This is a genomic window from Paracidovorax cattleyae (assembly GCF_900104515.1).
Taxonomy (GTDB): Bacteria; Pseudomonadota; Gammaproteobacteria; order Burkholderiales; family Burkholderiaceae_C; genus Paracidovorax; species Paracidovorax cattleyae.
In genome coordinates this window covers 48,580-69,513 of the sequence record NZ_FNJL01000025.1, presented here as the reverse complement: position 1 = coordinate 69,513, position 20,934 = coordinate 48,580, and the positions used below count along the sequence as shown (strand labels likewise).

Genomic DNA, 20,934 nt, shown 5'->3' with positions numbered 1-20,934 from the left:
CCCGAACGGACCATGACCCAACAACTGCAGAACATCATCGACACCGCCTGGGAGAACCGCGCCAGCCTCTCGCCCTCCGCCGCCCCCCGCGAGGTGCAGGATGCCGTCGAGCACGTGATCGCCGAACTCGATGCCGGCAAGCTGCGCGTAGCCACCCGCGAGGGCGTCGGCCAGTGGACCGTGCACCAGTGGATCAAGAAGGCCGTGCTGCTGTCGTTCCGCCTGAAGGACAACGAACTGATCGAGGCCGGCAGCCTCGGCTTCTACGACAAGGTGCCGACCAAGTTCGCGGGCCGCTCGGCCGCCGAGATGGCCGCCACCGGCGTGCGCGTGGTGCCGCCGGCCGTGGCGCGCCGCGGTAGCTTCATCGCCAGGGGCGCCATCCTCATGCCCAGCTACGTGAACATCGGTGCCTACGTGGACGAAGGCACGATGGTGGACACCTGGGCCACCGTCGGCTCCTGCGCACAGGTCGGCAAGCACGTGCACCTGTCCGGCGGCGTGGGCCTCGGCGGCGTGCTCGAGCCCCTGCAGGCCAACCCGACCATCATCGAGGACAACTGCTTCATCGGCGCGCGTTCGGAAATCGTCGAGGGCGTGATCGTCGAGGAGAACTCCGTCATCTCCATGGGTGTGTACATCGGCCAGAGCACCCCCATCTATGACCGCGCCACCGACACCGTGAGCTACGGCCGCGTGCCGGCGGGCTCGGTGGTGGTGAGCGGCAGCCTGCCCAAGGGCGACGGCAAGTACAGCATGTACGCGGCCATCATCGTCAAGAAGGTGGATGCCAAGACCCGTTCCACCACCAGCCTGAACGACCTGCTGCGCGACTGACGGCCTGCGCCGCGGCCCCCGGCATCCACCGGGCCGCGGCCACCCGCCCCTTACACCACCTTCGCAAGGGACACCCCATGAGCACGATGGAGCGGATTCTCCGGCTGATGGCCGAAAAGCGGGCCTCGGACGTCTATCTCTCGGCCAACGCCCCGGTCCTCATCAAGATCAATGGCGAGTGCGTGCCCGTCAACAGCCAGCTGCTGCCCTTCGATGCGCCGAAGAACCTGCTGGCCGAGATCGTGCCGCCGGACCGCATCGAGGAGCTGGAGGAAACCGGCGAACTCAACATGGGAGTGCCGCTCACCGGCGTGGGGCGCTTCCGCGTCAGCGCCATGCGGCAGCGCGGCAGCTATGCCGTGGTCGTGCGCTTCATCGCGCAGCACATCCCGGAGCTGTCCAGCCTCAACCTGCCGCCCATCCTCGGCGAGCTGATCCTCGAAAAGCGCGGGCTGCTGCTGGTCGTCGGTGCCACGGGCTCGGGCAAGAGCACCACGCTCGCCTCGATGATCGACAGCCGCAATGCCCAGCTCACGGGCCACATCCTTACGGTCGAAGACCCGGTCGAGTACCAGTTCAAGAACAAGAAGTCGATCGTCAACCAGCGCGAGATCGGCTCCGACACCCAGTCCCTGCAGACCGCGCTGAAGAATGCCCTGCGACAGGCGCCCGACGTGATCCTGATCGGCGAGATCCGCGACCGCGAAACCATGTCCGCCGCCATCGCGTATGCGCAGTCGGGCCACCTGTGCCTCGCCACCCTGCACGGCAACAACAGCTACCACGCGCTCAACCGGATCCTCAGCTTCTACCCGGTGGAAGTGCGACCCACCATGCTGGGCGACCTGGCCTCGGCCCTCAAGGCCATCGTCTCGCAGCGGCTGGTGCGCGCCCCCACCGGCGAGCGCCTGCCCGCGGTGGAGGTGCTGCTCAACACCAAGCTCGTCGGGGAGATGATCGAGCAGGGCAATTTCTCCGGCGTGCGCGAGGCCATGGAAAAATCCATGGCCGAGGGCTCGCAGACTTTCGAACATGACCTGGCCCGCCTGGTCATCGAAGGCCGCATCGACCGCAAGGAGGGCCTGGCCTATGCCGATTCGCCCACCAACCTGATGTGGCGCCTGCAGAACGACTTCTCGATCGCCGCCAAGGCCGCGCGCGACCGCAAGGACGCGGGTGCGCAGGACGACGAAGACCAGCCCTCCTTCACCGAGATCGTCCTGGACGTCAAGCCCCAGTGATCCCGCGCGCCGGCCCGGGCCCGTCCGCCGGGCCGCGGCCGGCACCTTTTTCCCAACTTTCCCCCTGGAGCGCGTTCCGGCGCGCTCCGCGTCCACGATGTCCCGTACCCTGATCCTGGCCGAGCAGCTCATCTCCCGTCCGTCCGTCACGCCCGAGGACGCCGGCTGCCTCGAACTGCTGGCCGAGCGCCTGGCCCCGCTGGGCTTCACCTGCGAGCGGATGGACAGCGGCCCGGACAGCTTCCGCGTCAGCAACCTCTGGGCACGCCGCGCCGCGCCGGCCACCTCCGCTCCTGCGCGCACTCTCGTGTTCGCGGGCCACACCGACGTGGTCCCCACCGGGCCGCTGGAGCAGTGGAGCAGCCCGCCGTTCACGCCCTCGCACCGCGACGGACGGCTCTACGGCCGGGGCGCCAGCGACATGAAGACCTCCATCGCCGCCTTCGTCGTGGCAGTGGAGGAGTTCCTGGCCGCCACGCCCGAGCCGTCCATCGCGCTGGCCTTCCTGCTGACCAGCGACGAGGAAGGCCCCTCGGTGGACGGCACCAAGGTGGTGGTCGAGCAACTGGCCGCCCGCGGCGAGACGCTGGACTGGTGCATCGTGGGCGAGCCGACCTCCGTGCGCAAGACCGGCGACATGATCAAGAATGGCCGCCGCGGCACCCTGTCGGGCAAGCTCACCGTGCGCGGCATCCAGGGCCACATCGCCTATCCCCAGCTCGCCCGCAACCCCATCCACCAGGCGCTGCCGGCCCTCGCGGAACTGGCCGCCACCGAATGGGACCGCGGCAACGACTTCTTTCCGCCCACCAGTTGGCAGATCAGCAACATCCATGGCGGCACGGGCGCGACCAACGTGATCCCCGGCACCGTGGTGGTGGACTTCAACTTCCGCTTCTGCACGGAATCCACCGCAGAAGGGCTGAAGACGCGCGTGCACAACCTGCTGGACCGGCACGGGCTCGAATACGACCTCACCTGGACGCTCGGAGGCCAGCCCTTCCTCACGACGCCCGGCGAACTGGTGGCCGCAGTGCAGCAGGCGATCACGGATGAAACCGGCATCGCCACCGAGCTGTCCACCACCGGCGGCACCAGCGACGGGCGATTCATCGCCCGCGTCTGCCCGCAGGTGATCGAAATGGGCCCGCCCAACGCCACCATCCACAAGATCGACGAACACGTGGTGGTCGCCGACGTGGAACCGCTCAAGAACATCTACCGCCGCACGCTGGAGCGGCTGAACGCGCAGGCCGCTGCAGCATGAACGCCACACCCCATCCCATCCCGCCCGCGGGCCCGGTGCGCGGCGATACCGTGCCGGAACTGGTCACGAGCGCGGCAGAGCGCCTGGGCGCTGCCGGCGTGGCCTTCGGGCACGGCACCGCCAACGCGCACGACGAGGCCGCCTGGCTGGTACTCTGGCGCCTGGGACTGCCGCTGGACACGTCCCTGGAAGACGCCGGCCGCGTCGCGCCCGACCGGCAGGCGCAGGTCGCGGAGCTGATCGAGGAGCGCATCGCCACCCGCAAGCCCGCGGCCTACCTGACACGGGAGGCCTGGCTGCAGGGCGTGTCGTTCTACGTCGATGAGCGCGCCATCGTCCCGCGCAGCTTCATCGCCGAGCTGCTGGCAGACGGCAGCATCGACGGCTTCCTGGGGGAACATACGCGCGACGTGCTCGACCTGTGCACCGGCAACGGCAGCCTCGCCGTGCTGGCGGCCATGGCCTACCCCGACGTGCGCGTGACCGGTGCGGACCTGTCCCCGGACGCCCTGGATGTCGCCCGCATCAACGTCGAGCGCCACGGCCTGGGCGACCGCGTGGCGCTGGCCCTCTCGGACGGCCTGTCGGCCGTTCCCGGCCCGTGGGATCTGATCCTCTGCAACCCGCCCTACGTGAACGCGGCCAGCATGTCGGCCCTGCCGGCGGAGTACCGCGCCGAACCGGAGCTGGCACTGGCGGGCGGCGCCGACGGCATGGACTTCGTCCGCAGGCTGCTGGCGGATGCGCCCGCCGCACTGCGCGAGGACGGCGTGCTCATCCTCGAGATCGGCAACGAGCGCGCGCATTTCGAGGCCGCCTTCCCGCACCTGCCGGCCTTCTGGCTGGAGACCAGCGCGGGCGAGGACCAGGTGCTGCTGCTCACCCGCGAAGCGCTGGTGCCGGCCCCATCGGCCTCTGCCGGCTGAACCCCGAGCGCGCCCCGGCCGGCCGGCGCGACGCGGGCCTGCCCGGGCGGGCCCCACCGCATCCGCTACCATGCGCGGTTGCTTTGTCGCGGGCCCGCAAGCGGCCCGCCGTGTGATTCGATCATGATCCTTCTGAACAATGTCACCTTGCGCCGCGGCGCCAAGGTGTTGCTGGACAGCGCCAGCGTCACCCTCAACCCCGGCGAGAAAGTCGGCCTGGTGGGACGCAACGGCGCCGGCAAATCCACCCTTTTCGCGCTGCTCAACGGCTCGCTCCACGAAGACGGCGGCGACTTCTCGATGCCTCCGACCTGGCGCATGGCCCAGGTGGCGCAGCACATGCCCGAGACGGAGGAATCCGCCACCGACTTCGTGCTGAACGGCGATACGCGCCTCAGCACGCTGCGCGGCGAACTGCAGGCGGCGGAAGAGTGCGGCGACGGCATGGCGATCGCCCAGGCCTACGCGGACCTCGGCGATGCCGGCGAACACGACGCCGTGCCGCGCGCCCAGGCGCTCATCCTCGGCCTGGGCTTCAAGGTGGAGGAACTCGGCAGGCCCGTGAACAGCTTCTCCGGCGGCTGGCGCATGCGCCTGCAGCTGGCGCGGGCCCTCATGTGCCCCAGCGACCTGCTGCTGCTGGACGAACCCACCAACCATCTGGACCTCGACGCCCTCGTCTGGCTGGAAGCCTGGCTGCAGCGCTATGCCGGCACGCTGATCGTCATCAGCCATGACCGGGAGTTCCTGGACGCCATCACCACGGTGACGCTGCACATCGACAACGCGCGGCTGACACGCTACGGCGGCAACTACAGCCGCTTCGAGGAACTGCGCGCCCAGCAGATGGAGCTGCAGGCCGCCAGCTATGCCAAGCAGCAGGACAAGATCGCCCACCTGCAGAAGTTCATCGACCGCTTCAAGGCCAAGGCCAGCAAGGCCAAGCAGGCCCAGAGCCGGGTCAAGGCCCTGGAGCGCATGGAGAAGATCGCCCCCGTGCTCATGGGCGCGGAGTTCACCTTCAGCTTCAAGGAGCCCGCCAACCTGCCCAACCCGATGCTGGCGATCACCGATGCCGCCTTCGGCTACGAGGACGAGGAGGGCGGCGCTCCCAAGACCATCCTGCGCCACGTGAACCGCTCGGTGCTGGCGGGCCAGCGCATCGGCATCCTGGGCGCGAACGGCCAGGGCAAATCCACCCTGGTGAAGACCATCGCGCGCACGATGCGGCCGCTGGCCGGCAGCGTGACCGAAGGCAAGGGCCTGTCCATCGGCTACTTCGCCCAGCAGGAGCTTGATGTGCTGCGGCCCGCCGACAACCCGCTGGAACACATGATCCGCCTCGCGAAGGAGCTGGGCGCCCAGTCCCGCGAGCCCAGCCGCGAGCAGGACCTGCGCAACTACCTCGGCACCTTCAACTTCTCGGGCGACATGGTCAAGCAGTCCGTCGGCACGATGAGCGGCGGCGAGAAAGCCCGCCTCGTGCTGGCGATGATCGTCTGGCAGCGCCCCAACCTGCTGCTGCTGGACGAGCCGACCAACCACCTGGACCTCGCCACGCGTGAAGCGCTGTCGATGGCGCTCAACGAGTTCGAGGGTACGGTGATGCTGGTCAGCCACGACCGGGCGCTGCTGCGCGCGGTCTGCGACGAATTCTGGCTGGTGGGACGCGGTGCCGTGGGCCCCTTCGACGGCGACCTGGACGACTACCAGCGCTACCTGCTGGACGAGTCCAAGCGGCTGCGCGACGAGGCCCGTGCGCTGGCGTCCGCCTCGCCGGCACGGGCAGACTCCGGCACGCCGCAGCCCCCCAGTCCCGCGCCTGCGCCCCCGCCGGCGCCGGCACCGATGGCAGCCCCCACCGCGCCGGCCCCGAAGGATGCCCGGGAGCAACGCAAGCTCGGGGCCCAGGCCCGGCAGCAGCTCGCGGAGAAAACCCGCCCCTTGCGGCGCGAGCTCGACCAGATCAACCAGCGCCTGGCCGCCCTGGTTTCGGAGAAGGCCGAACTGGAACAGCGGCTGAGCCAGCCCCTCCCCCCTGCCGAGATCGCCGACTGCGGCCGCCGTCTGAAGGCCTGCGGGGACGAAACCGGTCAGCTGGAGGAACGTTGGTTGGAACTTTCCGAATCCGTCGAGGCCCTGGAACAAGGATCTGACAAGTAAAATGCTGTAACGGCAGTCTGTAATTTGCTGCAGGCAACGTTACAGCCTATAACTTTCCCGCTCCTTTTATAGGAGTGGAAGAAACGCCTTCGGCTGGTTGCATTTTTTTTCGTTCTACTGTCAACGCTCCAGGAAGACGCCGCGTTGTGGATGCATCCAAGGAGCTAACGATGAACACCTCTGCAATCCTGTCCGCATGGCCTGAAGACGAACGCGACCGCAAGCGCGCTCCCGGCCGTTTCTGAAAAAGGCGGGCACCAGACAGCAGTCGGACACAGGCGGAATCCCCAACGGGTTCTGCCGAGCCCGGCGGGCGCGGTCCCTGACCTTCGTTCCAATTCCCTTCTTATCCCATCCCCCATGAAGAACCCCGCCGAGGCGGGGTTCTTTTTCGTCCGGGGGCCGGGGCATCAACCCATGTGCAGGCCGCCGTTGACCGAGAAATCGGCCCCGGTGGCGTAGCCACCCTCGTCGGATGCCAGCCACGCGATGATCGAGGCGATTTCGCTGGGTTCGCCCAGGCGCTTGACCGGCACGGTGGCGACGATCTTCTCCAGCACATCAGGCCGGATAGCCTTGACCATGTCGGTGCCGATGTACCCCGGGCTGACGGTGTTCACCGTCACGCCCTTGGTGGCGAGCTCCTGCGCCAATGCCATCGAGAAGCCGTGCATGCCGGCCTTGGCGGCCGAATAGTTGGTCTGGCCGGCCTGGCCCTTCTCGCCGTTCACGCTGCTGATGTTGATGATGCGGCCCCAGCCCTTATCCACCATGTCGCCCACGACCTGCTTGGTCACGTTGAACATGCTGTTGAGGTTGGTCTCGATCACCGCGTCCCAGTCCTCGCGGGACATCTTCACGAACATGCGGTCGCGCGTGATGCCGGCGTTGTTCACCAGCACATCGATGCTGCCGTGCTCGGCCTTGGCCTTGGTGAAGGCCGCCACCGTGGAATCCCAGTCGCCGACGTTGCCGACGGACGCGTGGAAGGTGTAGCCCAGGGCCTTCTGCTCGCCCAGCCACTTGGCGTGGTCCCGGGTCGGCCCGCAGCCCGCGATGACCTTGAAGCCATCCTTGTGCAGGCGCTGGCAGATGGCCGTTCCGATGCCACCCATGCCCCCTGTGACATACGCTACTTTCTGGTTCATGTGATTTATCTCCTAGTCAACGATTCACGCAGCCACTCTACCCAAGATTCCGCGCCCCACTGTTGAGGAAAACACCCAGCACCTGCGAGGTGCGCCCGGTTCCTGGACAAGCATGGCCGCCGGATGCCGCTCCGCCGCCGCGGCCTGCAAAAAAGCCGCACCATGTGCGGCTGCAGGACGGCGGGCGGTCCGGAAAATTCAGACCCGCTCCACCGCGAGCGAGACGCCCATGCCACCGCCGATGCACAGCGCGGCCACACCCTTGCGGGCGCCACGGCGCTGCAGCTCGTGCAGCAGGGTCACCAGCACGCGGCAGCCCGACGCGCCGATCGGATGGCCGATGGCGATCGCTCCGCCGTTCACGTTCACCTTGGCGGGATCGATGCCCAGTTGCTGGTTGACGGCGCAGGCCTGGGCGGCGAAGGCTTCGTTCAGCTCGAACAGGTCCACGTCGGCCGCGGTCCAGCCGGCGCGCTGCAGCACCTTGCGCGTCGCGGGCACGGGGCCCAGGCCCATGGTGGCGGGGTCGAGGCCGCTCGTGGCATAGGCGGCGATGCGCGCCAGCGGCTTGAGCCCCAGGGCCGCTGCCTTCTTCGCACTCATCACCACCACGGCGGCCGCGCCATCATTGAGGCCCGACGCATTGCCGGCCGTCACGCTGCCGGCCTTGTCGAAGGCCGGGCGCAGCCCTGCCAGCGCCTCGGCACTGGTCTTGCGATTGAGATATTCGTCGGACTCGAAGACGATCGGGTCACCCTTCTTCTGGGGCAGGCTCACGCCCACGATCTCGTCCTTGAAGCGGCCAGCGTCCTGCGCCGCGGCGGCCTTCTGCTGGCTGCCCAGGGCGAGCGCATCCTGCTGCTCGCGGGAGATGCCCTCCTGCTTCGCGACGTTCTCGGCGGTGATGCCCATGTGGTACTGGTTGTACACGTCCCACAGGCCGTCCACGATCATCGAGTCGGTCATCTTCCAGTCGCCCATGCGCTGGCCCTCGCGCGAGCCGTTGAGCACGTGCGGCGCGAGGCTCATGTTCTCCTGGCCGCCGGCAACCACGATCTCGCTGTCGCCCGTGGCCACCGCCTGGGCCGCGAGCATCACGGCCTTCAGGCCGGAGCCGCAGACGGCGTTGATGGTCAGCGCCGGCGTTTCCTTGGCCACTCCGGCCTTCATCATGGCCTGGCGCGCGGGATTCTGGCCCACGCCCGCAGTCAGCACCTGCCCCATGATCACTTCACCCACCTGGTCCAGCGGCACGTTGGCACGGGCCAGCGCTTCCTTGATCACGATGGCGCCCAGTTCGGTGGCCGGGGTCTTGGCGAGCGCGCCGCCGAACTTGCCCACGGCCGTGCGGACGGCCGAAACGATGACGATGTCTTCCATGTCGATCCTCAAAGGTAATGATGGGAAAAGGGGTGGAGCGGCGCCTCAGGCCCGCTCGCGCACATAGCGTCCCGGCGCCGGTTCGATGGCCTGGAACCGGGCGCCCTTGCCGTAGCGCTTGGGAGCAGGCATGAGCGGGCCGGCATGGCCGCGCAGCCAGGCGGCCCAGTCGGTCCACCAGCTGCCGGGAAGTTCCGTCGCGCCTTCCAGCCACTCGGGCAGCGTGGCCGGCAGAACGCCGTCCTCGCGGACCCAGTGGCTGCGCTTCTTCCTGGCCGGCGGATTGATGACGCCCGCGATGTGGCCGGAGGCACCCATCACGAAGCGCTTCTCGCCGGGCAGCACCTGGGTGGACGCGTACGCGGCATCGACGGGGACGATGTGGTCCTCGCGCGATCCGTAGATGTACGCGGGCAGGTCCACGAGGTTCAGGTCGATCGGCTCGCCGCACACGGTCAGGCGGCCGGGCTTGCAAAGGTTGTTCTCGAGGTAGAGATTGCGCAGGTACCAGGCGTAGAACGGCCCGGGCAGGTTGGTCGAGTCGCTGTTCCAGTAGAGCAGGTCGAACGGCGGCGGCGTTTCGCCCTTCAGGTAGTTGCCCACCACATACGTCCAGACGAGGTCGTTGGGCCTCAGGAAGCTGAACGTGGAGGCGAGGTCCTGCCCCTTCATCAGGCCGCCCTGCCCCATCTGCAGTTCGCGGAAATGCACGAAGCTCTCGTCGATGAAGACGTCGAGGATGCCGGTTTCGGCGAAATCGATGAAGGTGGTGAGGAAGGTGGCGCTGGCCACGGGCTCCTCGCCCCGGGCGGCCAGCACGGCCAGGCCGGTGGCCAGCATCGTGCCGCCCACGCAGAAGCCGAGCGCGTTGATCTGGTCGCTCCCCGCGATCTCGCGGACGGTCTCGATGGCGCGGAGCACCGCGTCCTCGATGTAGTCGTCCCAGGTGGCGTTCGCCAGGGCCTGGTCCGGGTTGCGCCAGCTCACCACGAAGGTGCGGTGCCCTTCGGACACCGCATGCCGGATGAGCGAATTATCGGGCTGCAGGTCGAGGATGTAGAACTTGTTGATGCACGGTGGCACCACCAGCAGCGGGCGCTCGTGCACCTTGGGTGTGAGCGGCTTGTATTCGATGAGCTGGAAGAGCGCGTTCTCGTACACCACGGCGCCCTCGGAGGTGGCCACGTTGCGGCCCACCTCGAACACGCTTTCGTCGGTCATGGACACATGGCCCTGCCGCATGTCGTGCAGCAGGTTGGCGATACCCTTGGCCAGGCTCTCGCCCTGGGAATCGATGGCCTTCTTCTGCGCCTCGGGGTTGAAGACGAGGAAATTGCTGGGCGCCATGGCGGCCATCCACTGCTCCACGCCGAAACGGATGCGTGCGCGCGTCTTGGGATCGGTCTCCACCGCGTCGGCCAGCCCCATCAGGGTGCGGGCATTGAGCAGGTAGGACGCTGCAGCGAAAGCCGCCATGGGGCTCTCGGCCCAGGCGGGGGAGCTGAAGCGGCGGTCCTTCATACCGGCCGGCTGGAGCGCCTGGCTCCACAGTTCCGACGCCTCCTTCACGTACTGCTGCTGCAGCCCGGCCAGCTTGTCCGGGGAGAAGGCGATGGCCGGACGGGCCTGCGAGGATGCGGCGTCGGTAGCGGCGGGGCCGCCGGCCTGCCGGAAGGCTTCCAGCGCCTGCATCCAGCTTTCGCTCAGTTTCTGCTGGATCTGCCGGGTACTGCCGACCCAGCCTGCGTCAAAATCCATGAACGTGTCTCCTCGCACCCAACCATCATGCCATCCCGGCAGCGCCTCCGGAGGGAATCGCGCCATGGCCACGGCATTGTTGCCGAGCGGCGCGCCCGGAAGCAATGCCGCTTTCGCTTTTTCACGATATAGCTCAGTTTTCGGGAAGACGGCCCCATGTATTTGGTAATCATCGGCTGGTTGTACGTCACCGTGATGATGGCCGTCGCCGAGGCTGCCAGCCCGCAGGGCAGCCTGCTGGGCGCGGCGGTGACCTTCGTGCTCTACGGGCTGGTGCCCATCTCGATCGTCGCCTACATCCTCGGCACCCCCGCCCGCAAGCGCGCCCTGCGGGAGAAGGAGCAGCGCGAGCGGGAAAAGGCCGCGCGCCCAGCGGGCCGGGAAGCCCTTCCAGCGGACGCGGCCTCAGCCGCCGCACGATCCGAGCCAGATGCAGGCGGCGAACCGCCCGCCGGTGCTGCCGGACCGCTGCATGGAGGCGCGGTGCGAAAAGAACCGTGAGGCCTGGCGCACGGTGCACCAGCCGTCGCCTCCATCGTTGCCCCACACGCCATCCACGCCCAGCGCGCCGAGCCGCCTGCGCGCCAGGCCAGGCAGGTCGGCCAGGTACTTGCCCCCGCCCTGCGCGGAAAAATGCGTGCCCGCCCCGGCATCCCGAGCGCAGAACGCCTCCCGGACCTCCTCGCCCACCTCGAAGGCGGACGGCCCGATGCACGGGCCCAGCCACGCCAGCACACCGCCGTCCGCATCCAGGCGCGAGATGGCCTGCTCCAGCACGCCGCCAGCCAGGCCGCGCCAGCCGGCATGCGCCGCCGCCACGGCGGAACTCCGGCGGTCGGTCAGCAGCACGGGCAGGCAGTCCGCGACCATGATGGTGCAGGCACGGCCCGGCAGGCGGGCGATGCAGGCGTCGGCCTCCATGCCGTCCGGCACGCCGCGGTCCAGGTCCGCCACGGCCGTTCCGTGCACCTGCCGCAGGAAGGTGGGCGCCACCGCAGCCCCCCCGCCGAGTCCCGCCAGCATGGCGCGCAGGTGCTGCCGGTTGGCCAGAACGGCGGCTGAATCGTCGCCGACGTGGTCGCCGAGGTTGAACGAGGACCAGGCGCCCCGGCTCTCGCCGCCCGGCCGCGCCGTGCACACCGCATGCACATGGGCGGGCGCCGGCCAGTCGGGCCGCAGCCAGCCGTCCGGCAGGGGAACGGACGCGGGCAGCAAGGCGCTAGCCCCCGGCATCGGGGCATGCGGAAGGATGGGCCGCCTCGAATGCCGGCAGCGCGGAAGCGGCCTCCCAGGCCGCCATGGTGCGCGGCAGTCCGGACAGATCGACCTCGAAGCGCTGCGCGTTGAAGATCTGCGGCACCAGGCAGCAGTCGGCGAGCGTCGGGGCATCGCTCCAGCACAGCCGCGATGGCGGCAGGCCCGCCGCTTCCCGGGCACGGGCCAGCAGGCCGAGCTGCCGCTCGAACGCTTCCAGGCCGCCGCGCGCCCAGTGGCGGTACCAGGCGGTCTTCTCCGCTTCCTCCCGGCCCAGCGTCTGGGTGAGGTACTTGAGCACCCGCAGGTTGTTGACCGGGTGGATCTCGCAGGCCACCATCTGTGCCAGGGCCCGCACGTGGGCCCGGCCGAGCGCGTCGCCGGGCAGCAGCGGCGGCTGCGGATGCATTTCGTCCAGGTACTCGATGATCGCCATCGACTGCACGAGCGTGCTCCCGTCGTCCAGTTCCAGCGCCGGGACCAGAGGGTCCCCGACCCGGTCCGAATAGCCGGGCCCCCGGTGCTCCGCGCGCACCAGGTGCACCGGCACATACTCATAGGGCAGCCCCTTCAGCGCCAGGGCGATGCGCACCCGGTAGGACGCGGAAGAGCGGAAGTAGTTGAACAGCTTCATGGTCCGCCAAGCATAACGTCCGTGCATGGCACACTCTGGCCAAGGCCCAGCGCCGCCCGCACGGCGCTCACGGGCCGCCGCCCCACCCACCGAGACAAGGCATGACACCCACCATGAACTACGTGATTCCTCCCGCGCCCATCCCCAGCGTGCCCGTGGCGGGCACCGCAGACCGCTTTCCGGTGCACCGCATCTATTGCGTCGGACGCAACTACGAGGAGCACGCCAAGGAAATGGGCTTCACCGGCCGGGAGCCGCCCTTCTTCTTCCTCAAGCCAGCGGACGCCATCGTCCCGGTGGAGGCAGGCGAGATGGGCCGCATGCCCTACCCCACCCTGACTTCCAACCTGCACCACGAGATCGAGCTGGTCGTGGCCATCGGCCGGGGCGGACGCGGCATCCGCGCGGCGGACGCCCTGCAGCACATCTTCGGCTACGCCGTCGGCCTGGACATGACCCGCCGGGACCTGCAGAACGAGATGAAGAAGCAGGGGCGCCCCTGGAGCATCGGCAAGGGTTTCGAGTACAGCGCGCCCATCGGCCCCATCACGCCGGCGGCGCAGGCGGGCGACGTGGCCAAGGCCCCCATCTGGCTGCAGGTGAATGGCGCCGACCGGCAGCGCAGCACGGTCTCGCAGCTGATCTGGAACATCGCCGAAACCATCGAGCACCTGTCCGCCGCCTGGAAGCTGCAACCCGGCGACCTCATCTTCACCGGCACGCCCGAAGGCGTGGGCGCGGTGGTGCGCGGCGACGTGCTGGAAGGCGGCGTGGAAGGACTGGGCACCCTGCGCGTGGAAATCGTCTGAACATGACCACCCGCAGTCCGATCAAGCACTGCCGCGAATGCGGGGCCGCCGTGGAGTACCGCGTGCCCGATGACGGCGACACCAAGCTGCGTGCCGTCTGCCCGGCCTGCCACACCATCCACTATGAAAACCCGCTGAACGTGGTCGGCACAGTGCCCGCTCTGGGGGACAGGGTGCTGCTGTGCAAGCGCAACATCGAGCCCCGCTGGGGCAAGTGGACGCTGCCGGCCGGCTTCATGGAGCTGAACGAGACCACCGCCGAAGGCGCGGCCCGCGAAACCGACGAGGAAGCCGGCGCGCAGATCACCATGGGCCCGCTCTTCTCGGTACTCAACGTGCCGCGCGTGGGGCAGGTGCACCTGTTCTACCTCGCCCGCCTGGACAGCGACCAGTTCGCCCCCGGGTACGAGACCATCGAGGCCCGGCTCTTCGCGGAAGACGAGATCCCGTGGGACGAGATCGCTTTCCGCACGGTCAAGGTCACGCTCGAGAAATACTTCGCCGACCGCCGCTCCGGTGCTTTCGGCATGCACTGTGTCGATATCGATTGACTGACCCGGCGCCCCGCAGCCCGGTTTCCCGGACACCATGACCGATGACCTGCAGCGCCTGCGCGCTGGCGACCTCGCGGGTGCGCGCGCGCTGCGCATCGCCGCCGACCTGGATCACTTTCCGCGCGAGGTCTTCGACCTGGCCGATACGCTGGAGGTGCTGGACCTCTCCGGCAACCGCCTTTCGGCGCTGCCCGATGACCTGCATCGGCTGCACCGGCTGAAGGTGTTCTTCGCTTCGTCCAACCGCTTCACCGAACTGCCCGCCGCCCTGGGCACCTGCCCGCAGTTGGAGATGGTGGGCTTCAAAGCCAACCGCATCGCCCATGTGCCGGCGCGGGCGCTGCCTGAACGGCTGCGCTGGCTGATCCTGACGGACAACGCCATTACGGAGCTGCCCGACGCCCTGGGGCAGCGGCCCCGGCTGCAGAAGCTGATGCTGGCCGGCAACCTGCTGCGCACCCTGCCCGATACGCTGCGGCAGTGTGGGTCGCTGGAGTTGCTGCGCATCGCCGCCAACCGCATCGAAACTCTGCCGGACTGGCTGGCCGGCCTGCCCCGGCTCGCCTGGCTGGCCATCGGCGGCAATGTGTTCAACGAAGCCGCCGAGGAACTCGCGCGCGGCAGCCAGGCTGCCGGCCATGTGGACTGGAGCCGCCTGCAGCTGGGTGAGCTGCTGGGAGAAGGCGCCTCCGGCCGCATCATGGCGGGCAGGCTGAAGAGCGCCACCGGCATGCGGGAGGTGGCCGTCAAGCTTTTCAAGGGCGAGGTTACGAGCGATGGCTGGCCACTGACCGAGATGGCGGCTAGCCTGGCCGCCGGGCGGCATCCGCGGCTGATCCCGGTGCTGGGGCGGCTCGATGGGGACCCGAACGGCGCACAGAGCCTGGTGATGGAGCGCATCTCCGCGGACTACCGCACGCTCGCCGGCCCGCCCAGCTTCGAGAGCTGCACACGCGACATCTATCCACCCGGCCTGCGGCTGCAGGCCTGCGTGGCACTGCGCATCGCGGCGGATGTGGCCTCGGCGCTCGCGCACCTGCATGGCCGCGGGCTGGTGCATGGCGACCTGTATGCGCACAACCTGCTGTGGCGCCCGGATGCTCCCACCGGCCGGGCGACCGGTCTGCTGGGCGACTTCGGCGCCGCCGCGTTCGCACCACCCGGGGCGTTGGGCGACGCGCTGCGCCGCATGGACGTGCGTGCCTTTGGCGTGCTGCTGGCCGAGCTGTGCACCCATGCCGATGGAGCATTGCCCGACGGCGAAGCACCCTCCCTGGCCCGGGACTGCCTGCACGACAACCCGGCCGCGCGGCCCGATGCCCCGGCACTGGCCCTGCGCACGGCGCAGTGGGCGGCGGGCTGAGCGGCTGCGCCCGAAAGGTCAGTACAGGCCATGGCGCACGGCGTGCGCGTGATGCGTGTCCGCCTCCGATGCCTGGGCCTCGCTCCATCCCAGCACCGCGGCCTTCATCCGTCCGGACGTGGGCAGGTTGCGCCAGTCCAGATGGAACTCCGACGCCCACAACTGCGCCCGGTGGATGGCCTTGCCGCAGTGGAACAACGTCTCGTCGATCGCGACGACCACGCCCAGCTTGGGTTTTTGCCGTGCTCCGCGAGTCTGCCCAGCAGATCCGGCACAGGATCGGCTGGCGGCCGTCATCCTCGATGAGTTGCACCACATGGTGCCGAGGCCGCCAGGCCTGCCAATGGCGAACGATGCGCGCCTGCTGCGCATCGCGGGCGCGCTGCTGGCGGACCCGGCGCGGCGCTGGAGCCTGCAGGCATGGGCCGACTGGGCCGGACTGTCGAGCCGCAGCCTCAGCAGGCGCTTCGTGGCCGAAACCAGCCTGCGCTTCACGGCCTGGACCCAGCGCGTGCGGCTGCTGCGATCGCTAGAGTGGCTGGCCGACGGCCAGCCTGTGACGCGAGTGGCGCTGGAGTTGGGCTACGACAGCGTGAGCGCCTTCATTGCACTCTTCAAGCGCGAACGGGGCCGCACGCCGGCAGCCTACTTCGGCCGTCAGGCGGCGCCTGTCGGGCACAGCGGCCCGAAGCTCACTTGAGCCACTTGTCGGCCGCCTGCCTGAGCTGGCCGCGGGCATCCATCAGGCCCCAGACGAACTCCATCACGCGCGAGTAATCCGCGTCGTCCTTGGGCAGCATGAATCCCAGGGTGTTCTGCGGCGTCAGCGGCGCGGCGACGAAAGCCGCATACAGGCGCGGATCGGCCTTGGCGTAGTACAGGGCCTCGTACGTTTCGGTGATCATCACGTCGCCCTTGCCCTCGGCGATGAGCGCGGGGATCTCGGCGTTCCTGTCGTGCGTGCTGACCTCGGCCGCCTTGAGACTCTCCAGCACGAAGGTCTCGTTGGTGCCGCCCGGGTTCTTGATGACGCGAACACCCGGCCGGTTCAGATCGGCCAGGGTTCGGAACCTGTCCTTGTCGGCAGCACGCACCAGCGCCACCTTGCCGAACGGCGCGTAGCCCGGCAGCATTTCGATCTGGCGGATGCGCGTGACGTTGCGCGTGATCCCGCCCACGGCCACGTCGAATTTGTCGGCCTGGATATCCTTCATCAGATTGGGCCAGGTGGTGGGCACGTAGTCGATCTTCACGCCCAGCTCCTTCGCCATGGTCTCCACCACGTCGATGTCATGGCCGGCATAGCCGCCGCCATCGGCCTTGATGGCGAAAGGCCGGTAATCGCCGGGCGTGCCGACGCGCAGGACCTTGGTGTCCATGATCCGGTCGAGGCGTGGGCCTGCGTGGGCCGCCTGGATGCATGCGGCCGCAGTCAGGGCCGCGGTGGCGATGAGGGTGGAGGCGGACATGCGCTTCATGCAAAAGGCCTTCGGTGGTTCGTTGGAAGAAGAAAGATCCGCAGGGACACTGCGCGGACATGGCCGCGCCAGCATACCGCGCCGGGCACGCAGGAAGCATGCCCGTGCCGTCCCGGTGGCCCCCATCCACCCAGCGGAACCGTTGGGCCTTTCAGCCCTCAGGGCCGCGATTCGACGAAGAACGGCTGCTGGCCGCCTCCCGGCACGACGGTACCGCGCTGGACGGGGACCACTTCCACGCCCGTGGCGCCGCCACTTCCCGCAGCTCCGCTCGCCGCACCGGAAGGTGCCGCGCCGGGCGCCGTGCCCGGTACGGTGGCGTCCGGCGGGTCGGTCGTCACGGGGGGAAGCGGGCGGGGGCCACCGAAGGTGGCTGCGGGCGCCCCGGCATTCCCGCTTTCCGGCGGCAGGTCCACCTCGGCGGGGGGAACATACGGCGCGCTGGGCGTCGCATCCTGCAGCGGCGTCAACGGCGCCTCGGTGATCTCGGGCCGTGTATCCGCGGGTGCGCTGGCAGGCGCGCTGGACGACGGCGCAGGCGCCCTCGCCGGCGGCTCGGTACCCGCGCCCCCGGCCTGCCCATCGGTGCGCCGCCCGAACAGGTCATAGACGGAGAGCGCCCACTGCCGCACGCCATCCACCGCCTGGCCGACCCAACTGCTTTCTTCCTGGTCGATGAATTTCTCCCCGGCGTCGATCACGCGCGAGCGCAAGGCTTGCTGGAAGACGTCGCCCACCATCGGCAGCGCGCTGTGCGCGCCCTGCCCCCAGTAGTCGCTGCGCAGCGTCACGCGGCCGTCGTTGAAGCCGGCCCAGGCTCCCGCCACCAGTTGCGGATGCATGAGCAGGAACCATCCATCCGCGGCGTCCTGCGTGGTGCCGGTCTTGCCGGCCACATCCGCGGTGATGCCGTAGCGCGACCGGATGGCAGCGCCCGTGCCCTTGTCCACCACGGCGCGCAGCGCATTGCGCAGCACCTGCGCGGGGCCCTGACCCACTACGCGCTCCGGGGCCGCCGGGCTGAAGTCTTCCAGCACCTTGCCGTCCTTGTCCTCGATGCGCGTGATGACCGTGGGCGCGGTGTAGCGCCCCGCTTCGGCGATGGTCCCGTATGCCGCCACCATCTCCTTGAGCGTGACAGGGCTCGTGCCCAGCGCCAGGGACGGCACGGCATCCAGCGGGGACTCCCGCACGCCCATGGCGCGCGCCAGCGCCGCCACGCGCTCCGGACCTACCTGCTGCATCAGCTGCGCGGTGATCGTGTTCTTGGAATAGGCCAGCCCGTCGCTCAGCGTCATCGGCTCGCCGCTCGGTGCGGCGCCCTCGTCGGTGGGGCGCCACATGCGGCCGCCGCCCAGCGGGATCTCCACGGCCTGGTCGATGAGCGTATCGGTGGGCAGGGCCCCCCTGGCGAAGGCGGCGCCATAGACGAAGGGCTTGAAGGTGGAGCCCGGCTGCCGGCGCGCCGCCTGCACATGGTCGAACGGATCCTGCGCGAAATCGCGGCTGCCCACCCACGCGCGGATCTGGCCGGTGCGCGGATCCATCGCCAGGAAGCCCGCCTGCACACGGGTTTTTTCCTGGCGCAGCTTGCGCATGAAGTCCGCATCCGCCAGCAGGGACTTGAGTGCGTCGTCCTCGGACGAGCCCTTCGCCACGGCAGCGGCGTACTGGGGCGACTCCCGCACGAAGGCCTGCACCAGGGAACCCTTGGCATTCCAGGCCCGCGGCCCCCACGCCCCGTCGGCCACCGACTGCAGTTGCCGGCCCTGCCGGGCCACCGCCTGGTTGGCCAGGGTCTGCAAGCGGAAATCGATGGTCGTGCGGATCACCAGGCCGTCGGCGTACAGGCTGTATCCGTTGCGGTCGGCCCAGTCGATGAGCTGCTTGCGCAGCTGCTGGGCCAGGTGCGGCGCGGGGCCCGCGGCCTCCAGCTGGCGCTCGAACCGGATGCGCAGGGGCCGTTTCGACAGGGTCTCGAAATCCCTGGACGACAGCTTGCCGCGCTTTTCCATCTGCGCCAGCACCACGTTGCGCCGCGCCTGGGCCCGCTCCGGATTGAGCACCGGGTTGTAGTAGCTCGTGCCCTTGAGCATGCCGATGAGCGTCGCGCTTTCCAGCACCGTGAGCTTGTCGGCCGACTTGTCGAAATAGGTGCGCGCCGCCATCTCGATGCCATAGGCGTTGTAGAGGAAGGGCACCGTGTTGAGATAAGTCTCCAGGATCTCGTCCTTGGAATACAGGGCCTCGATCTTGAGCGCCGTGATCGCTTCCTTGAGCTTGCGCGTCAGAGTGGGGGCGCGACCCACGTCCTCGGGGTAGAGATTGCGCGCGAGCTGCTGCGTGATGGTCGATCCGCCCTGCTTGTCGCCCCCCAGTGTGCGGATCAGGGCCGACCCCGTGCGCCGCCAGTCCAGACCGAAGTGGTCGTAGAAGCGGTGGTCCTCGGTGGCGATCAGCGCGTCCACCACCGATGGTGCGATGTCCTCCAGCGCCACCCATTCCCGGTTCACCCAGCGGTACTCGGCCAGCAGGCGGCCGTCGGCCGACACGAGCTGGGCCGGCTGCTCGGTCTTGGCCTTGCGGATATCGCTGATCGCGGGCGTGAAGGGCCAGAGCAGCAGCGTGTAGACCACCAGCGCCACCGGCACGGCGGCCAGCGCCCACAGCAGCATCCGGGCCGGCCGCCGGGCAAGGAACCAGCGCAGAGCGGCGCCAGCGTGGCGGGCCAGCGAGGACAACGGCCCGCTGGACAGCCAGGAGCGCAGGGAAGCGAGCAGGGAAGCAATCACACGGTCAGGAGGTAAATACCCATTGGCGCAGCGGGCGGGCGTTGGGCCGGCCTGGCGCGGCATCGCGGCAGACGGGCCCGGCGGAAGCGCGTGCACGGCAACGCTGCCGATGCACATTCCGCGGGCGCGATGGTACCGGGTCCGCGAAAGCGGCACCCACCATCCTGCGAATGGGAGTCCTTCCTGCCGGGCTGGTTCCCGGAGGCAACATGCGCGTCTCCGGCATCCGCACGGCGCAGGATCAATCCAGCGCGAACACCATCACCTTGAGGGACCGCTCGGCATCCACGTCCGCGAACACCGCCGGATTCGCGACCCGCTCCACCCAGCGCAGCTCCGGCGCCTGCTCGCGCATCTGCCCGAGCAGGAACTCCGTGCCCAGCTCGGGCGCGTTCAGGCACAGCAGTGCATGCCCTCCGGGCGCGAGCAGCCCGGGCAGCCGCCGCATGAGCCGCGCGTAGTCCTTCGTCGCGACGAAGCTGCCCTTCTGGTAGCTCGGCGGATCGGCGATGACCAGGTCATAGGGCCCGCCGCGGCCGATCTTGCCCCAGCTGGTGAACACGTCGTGCGCCAGGAAGCTCGCGCCCTGCTCCAGCCCGTTGAGCCGGTGGTTCTGCTGCCCGATGGAGATCGCGCCCTGCCCCATGTCCACATTGACCACCTGCGCCGCCCCGCCCTGCAAAGCCGCGACGGAGAAAGCGCAGGTGTAGGCGAAAAGGTTCAGCACCCGCGGCCCGCGCCCGCCAGCGGCCCGGCGCGCCGCCACGTGTTCGCGCACCCAGCGGCGGCCCTCGGCCATGTCGAGGAAGAGGCCATGGTTCTGTCCCCGCAGCACATGCACCCGGTAGCGCGCGCCCTGCTCCGTGACCGCATGCGGATCCGGCACCTCGCCGGCCATCAGCCGCGTCCCGGTCTCCCCGGGATGGCGGCACTGGAACACCCAGCACAGCAGCTGGCCGGGAGCGATCTCCGCCCAGCGGGCCTGCAGCGCCGCGCCGATGGCGTCCAGGGCATCCTCCTGCATCGGCAGGAAGCTGGTGAGCACGAAGGCGGGTGGATACGCATCCAGCGACCAGTGCTCGCAGCCCGGGTGCAGGCCGCCCCGGCCGTGGAAGATGCGCCGGGCATCCGGGCCGGGAGCCATGTGGGCGATGGCATGCAGCAGGGCTTGCATTGGAGGCGGGGAGCGTGGTTCGCCGCACGCGGAAAGCGCGGCGCGTTCTGGCTCAGGAGTGGCTGGGACGTCGATTGTGCCTGGATGGACCGCTACCATTTTCATATCGCTGCGGCGCGGCGTCCGGCAAGCGCCCTGCTGCGGCGGCCCGTGAGA

At 69.1% G+C, this 20,934-nt stretch carries 19 protein-coding genes; 10 read left to right on the top strand and 9 right to left on the bottom strand.

Annotated elements, in window-relative coordinates; all coding sequences use genetic code 11:
- Window positions 1-12: 12 nt before the first annotated feature.
- The 5 genes from dapD (at window position 13) to BLR05_RS18700 (ending at window position 6,434) form a co-directional block, all read left to right on the top strand.
- Complete coding sequence (gene dapD / locus BLR05_RS18720) at window positions 13-837, top strand: 2,3,4,5-tetrahydropyridine-2,6-dicarboxylate N-succinyltransferase (protein ID WP_092837230.1); 825 nt, start codon at window positions 13-15, stop codon at window positions 835-837.
- A 77-nt stretch (window positions 838-914) separates the two neighbouring features.
- Window positions 915-2,078 carry a PilT/PilU family type 4a pilus ATPase gene (locus BLR05_RS18715; RefSeq protein WP_092837227.1) on the top strand — a complete coding sequence of 388 codons (1,164 nt, stop codon included), beginning with the start codon at window positions 915-917 and terminating at the stop codon, window positions 2,076-2,078.
- Between the two features lie 97 nt (window positions 2,079-2,175).
- On the top strand, window positions 2,176-3,345 hold the full coding sequence (dapE, locus tag BLR05_RS18710) for a succinyl-diaminopimelate desuccinylase (RefSeq protein WP_092837224.1): 1,170 nt from the start codon (window positions 2,176-2,178) through the stop codon (window positions 3,343-3,345).
- Window positions 3,342-4,271, top strand: coding sequence for a 50S ribosomal protein L3 N(5)-glutamine methyltransferase (gene prmB, locus BLR05_RS18705; RefSeq protein WP_092837220.1), 930 nt, complete (start codon window positions 3,342-3,344; stop codon window positions 4,269-4,271). The genes dapE and prmB overlap by 4 nt, the downstream gene beginning before the upstream one ends.
- Window positions 4,272-4,394: 123 nt before the next feature.
- Window positions 4,395-6,434, top strand: coding sequence for an ABC-F family ATP-binding cassette domain-containing protein (locus BLR05_RS18700; RefSeq protein WP_092837217.1), 2,040 nt, complete (start codon window positions 4,395-4,397; stop codon window positions 6,432-6,434).
- Between the two features lie 410 nt (window positions 6,435-6,844).
- On the opposite strand, the gene phbB is transcribed toward BLR05_RS18700, so the two are convergent.
- The 3 genes from phbB to BLR05_RS18685 form a co-directional block, all read right to left on the bottom strand.
- Complete coding sequence (gene phbB, locus BLR05_RS18695; protein WP_092837214.1) at window positions 6,845-7,582, bottom strand: acetoacetyl-CoA reductase; 738 nt, start codon at window positions 7,580-7,582, stop codon at window positions 6,845-6,847.
- A gap of 198 nt (window positions 7,583-7,780) precedes the next feature.
- Window positions 7,781-8,962, bottom strand: coding sequence for an acetyl-CoA C-acetyltransferase (locus BLR05_RS18690; RefSeq protein WP_092837211.1), 1,182 nt, complete (start codon window positions 8,960-8,962; stop codon window positions 7,781-7,783).
- 45 nt (window positions 8,963-9,007) lie between these two features.
- Window positions 9,008-10,720, bottom strand: coding sequence for a PHA/PHB synthase family protein (locus BLR05_RS18685; protein WP_092837270.1), 1,713 nt, complete (start codon window positions 10,718-10,720; stop codon window positions 9,008-9,010).
- 156 nt (window positions 10,721-10,876) lie between these two features.
- Between BLR05_RS18685 and BLR05_RS18680 the strand changes: the two genes are divergently transcribed.
- Window positions 10,877-11,221, top strand: a complete 345-nt coding sequence (locus tag BLR05_RS18680; RefSeq protein WP_092837208.1) for a hypothetical protein — start codon at window positions 10,877-10,879, stop codon at window positions 11,219-11,221.
- Here the strand turns inward: BLR05_RS18680 and pgeF are convergent.
- Entirely contained in the window at window positions 11,126-11,953 is an 828-nt protein-coding gene (gene pgeF / locus BLR05_RS18675; protein ID WP_092837205.1) for a peptidoglycan editing factor PgeF, read from the bottom strand. The genes BLR05_RS18680 and pgeF overlap by 96 nt on opposite strands.
- The gene (maiA, locus tag BLR05_RS18670; RefSeq protein WP_092837202.1) at window positions 11,940-12,608 is read right to left on the bottom strand and encodes a maleylacetoacetate isomerase; all 669 of its coding nucleotides are present in this window, start codon (window positions 12,606-12,608) and stop codon (window positions 11,940-11,942) included. The genes pgeF and maiA overlap by 14 nt, the downstream gene beginning before the upstream one ends.
- Window positions 12,609-12,721: 113 nt before the next feature.
- Between maiA and BLR05_RS18665 the strand changes: the two genes are divergently transcribed.
- Genes BLR05_RS18665 through BLR05_RS18655 form a run of 3 tightly spaced genes read left to right on the top strand, consistent with a single transcriptional unit; the run spans window position 12,722 to window position 15,334 of the window.
- Window positions 12,722-13,417, top strand: coding sequence for a fumarylacetoacetate hydrolase family protein (locus BLR05_RS18665; RefSeq protein WP_092837199.1), 696 nt, complete (start codon window positions 12,722-12,724; stop codon window positions 13,415-13,417).
- 2 nt (window positions 13,418-13,419) lie between these two features.
- Entirely contained in the window at window positions 13,420-13,968 is a 549-nt protein-coding gene (locus BLR05_RS18660; RefSeq protein WP_092837196.1) for an NUDIX hydrolase, read from the top strand.
- Between the two features lie 37 nt (window positions 13,969-14,005).
- Complete coding sequence (locus tag BLR05_RS18655) at window positions 14,006-15,334, top strand: leucine-rich repeat-containing protein kinase family protein (protein WP_092837193.1); 1,329 nt, start codon at window positions 14,006-14,008, stop codon at window positions 15,332-15,334.
- An 18-nt stretch (window positions 15,335-15,352) separates the two neighbouring features.
- Here BLR05_RS18655 and BLR05_RS18650 read toward each other — a convergent pair whose 3' ends face one another.
- On the bottom strand, window positions 15,353-15,556 hold the full coding sequence (locus BLR05_RS18650) for a hypothetical protein (protein WP_225978883.1): 204 nt from the start codon (window positions 15,554-15,556) through the stop codon (window positions 15,353-15,355).
- A 121-nt stretch (window positions 15,557-15,677) separates the two neighbouring features.
- On the opposite strand from BLR05_RS18650, the gene BLR05_RS18645 reads away from it, so the two are divergent.
- Window positions 15,678-16,034 carry a helix-turn-helix transcriptional regulator gene (locus tag BLR05_RS18645; protein WP_225978884.1) on the top strand — a complete coding sequence of 119 codons (357 nt, stop codon included), beginning with the start codon at window positions 15,678-15,680 and terminating at the stop codon, window positions 16,032-16,034.
- Here the strand turns inward: BLR05_RS18645 and BLR05_RS18640 are convergent.
- The 3 genes from BLR05_RS18640 to BLR05_RS18630 form a co-directional block, all read right to left on the bottom strand.
- On the bottom strand, window positions 16,027-16,812 hold the full coding sequence (locus BLR05_RS18640) for a transporter substrate-binding domain-containing protein (protein ID WP_092837190.1): 786 nt from the start codon (window positions 16,810-16,812) through the stop codon (window positions 16,027-16,029). The genes BLR05_RS18645 and BLR05_RS18640 overlap by 8 nt on opposite strands.
- Before the next feature lie 158 nt (window positions 16,813-16,970).
- Window positions 16,971-19,487 (bottom strand): penicillin-binding protein 1A, encoded by a 2,517-nt coding sequence (locus tag BLR05_RS18635; RefSeq protein ID WP_092837188.1) that lies wholly within the window; start codon window positions 19,485-19,487, stop codon window positions 16,971-16,973.
- Window positions 19,488-19,845: 358 nt separating this feature from the next.
- The gene (locus BLR05_RS18630; protein ID WP_092837185.1) at window positions 19,846-20,778 is read right to left on the bottom strand and encodes a class I SAM-dependent methyltransferase; all 933 of its coding nucleotides are present in this window, start codon (window positions 20,776-20,778) and stop codon (window positions 19,846-19,848) included.
- Between the last annotated feature and the right edge of the window lie 156 nt (window positions 20,779-20,934).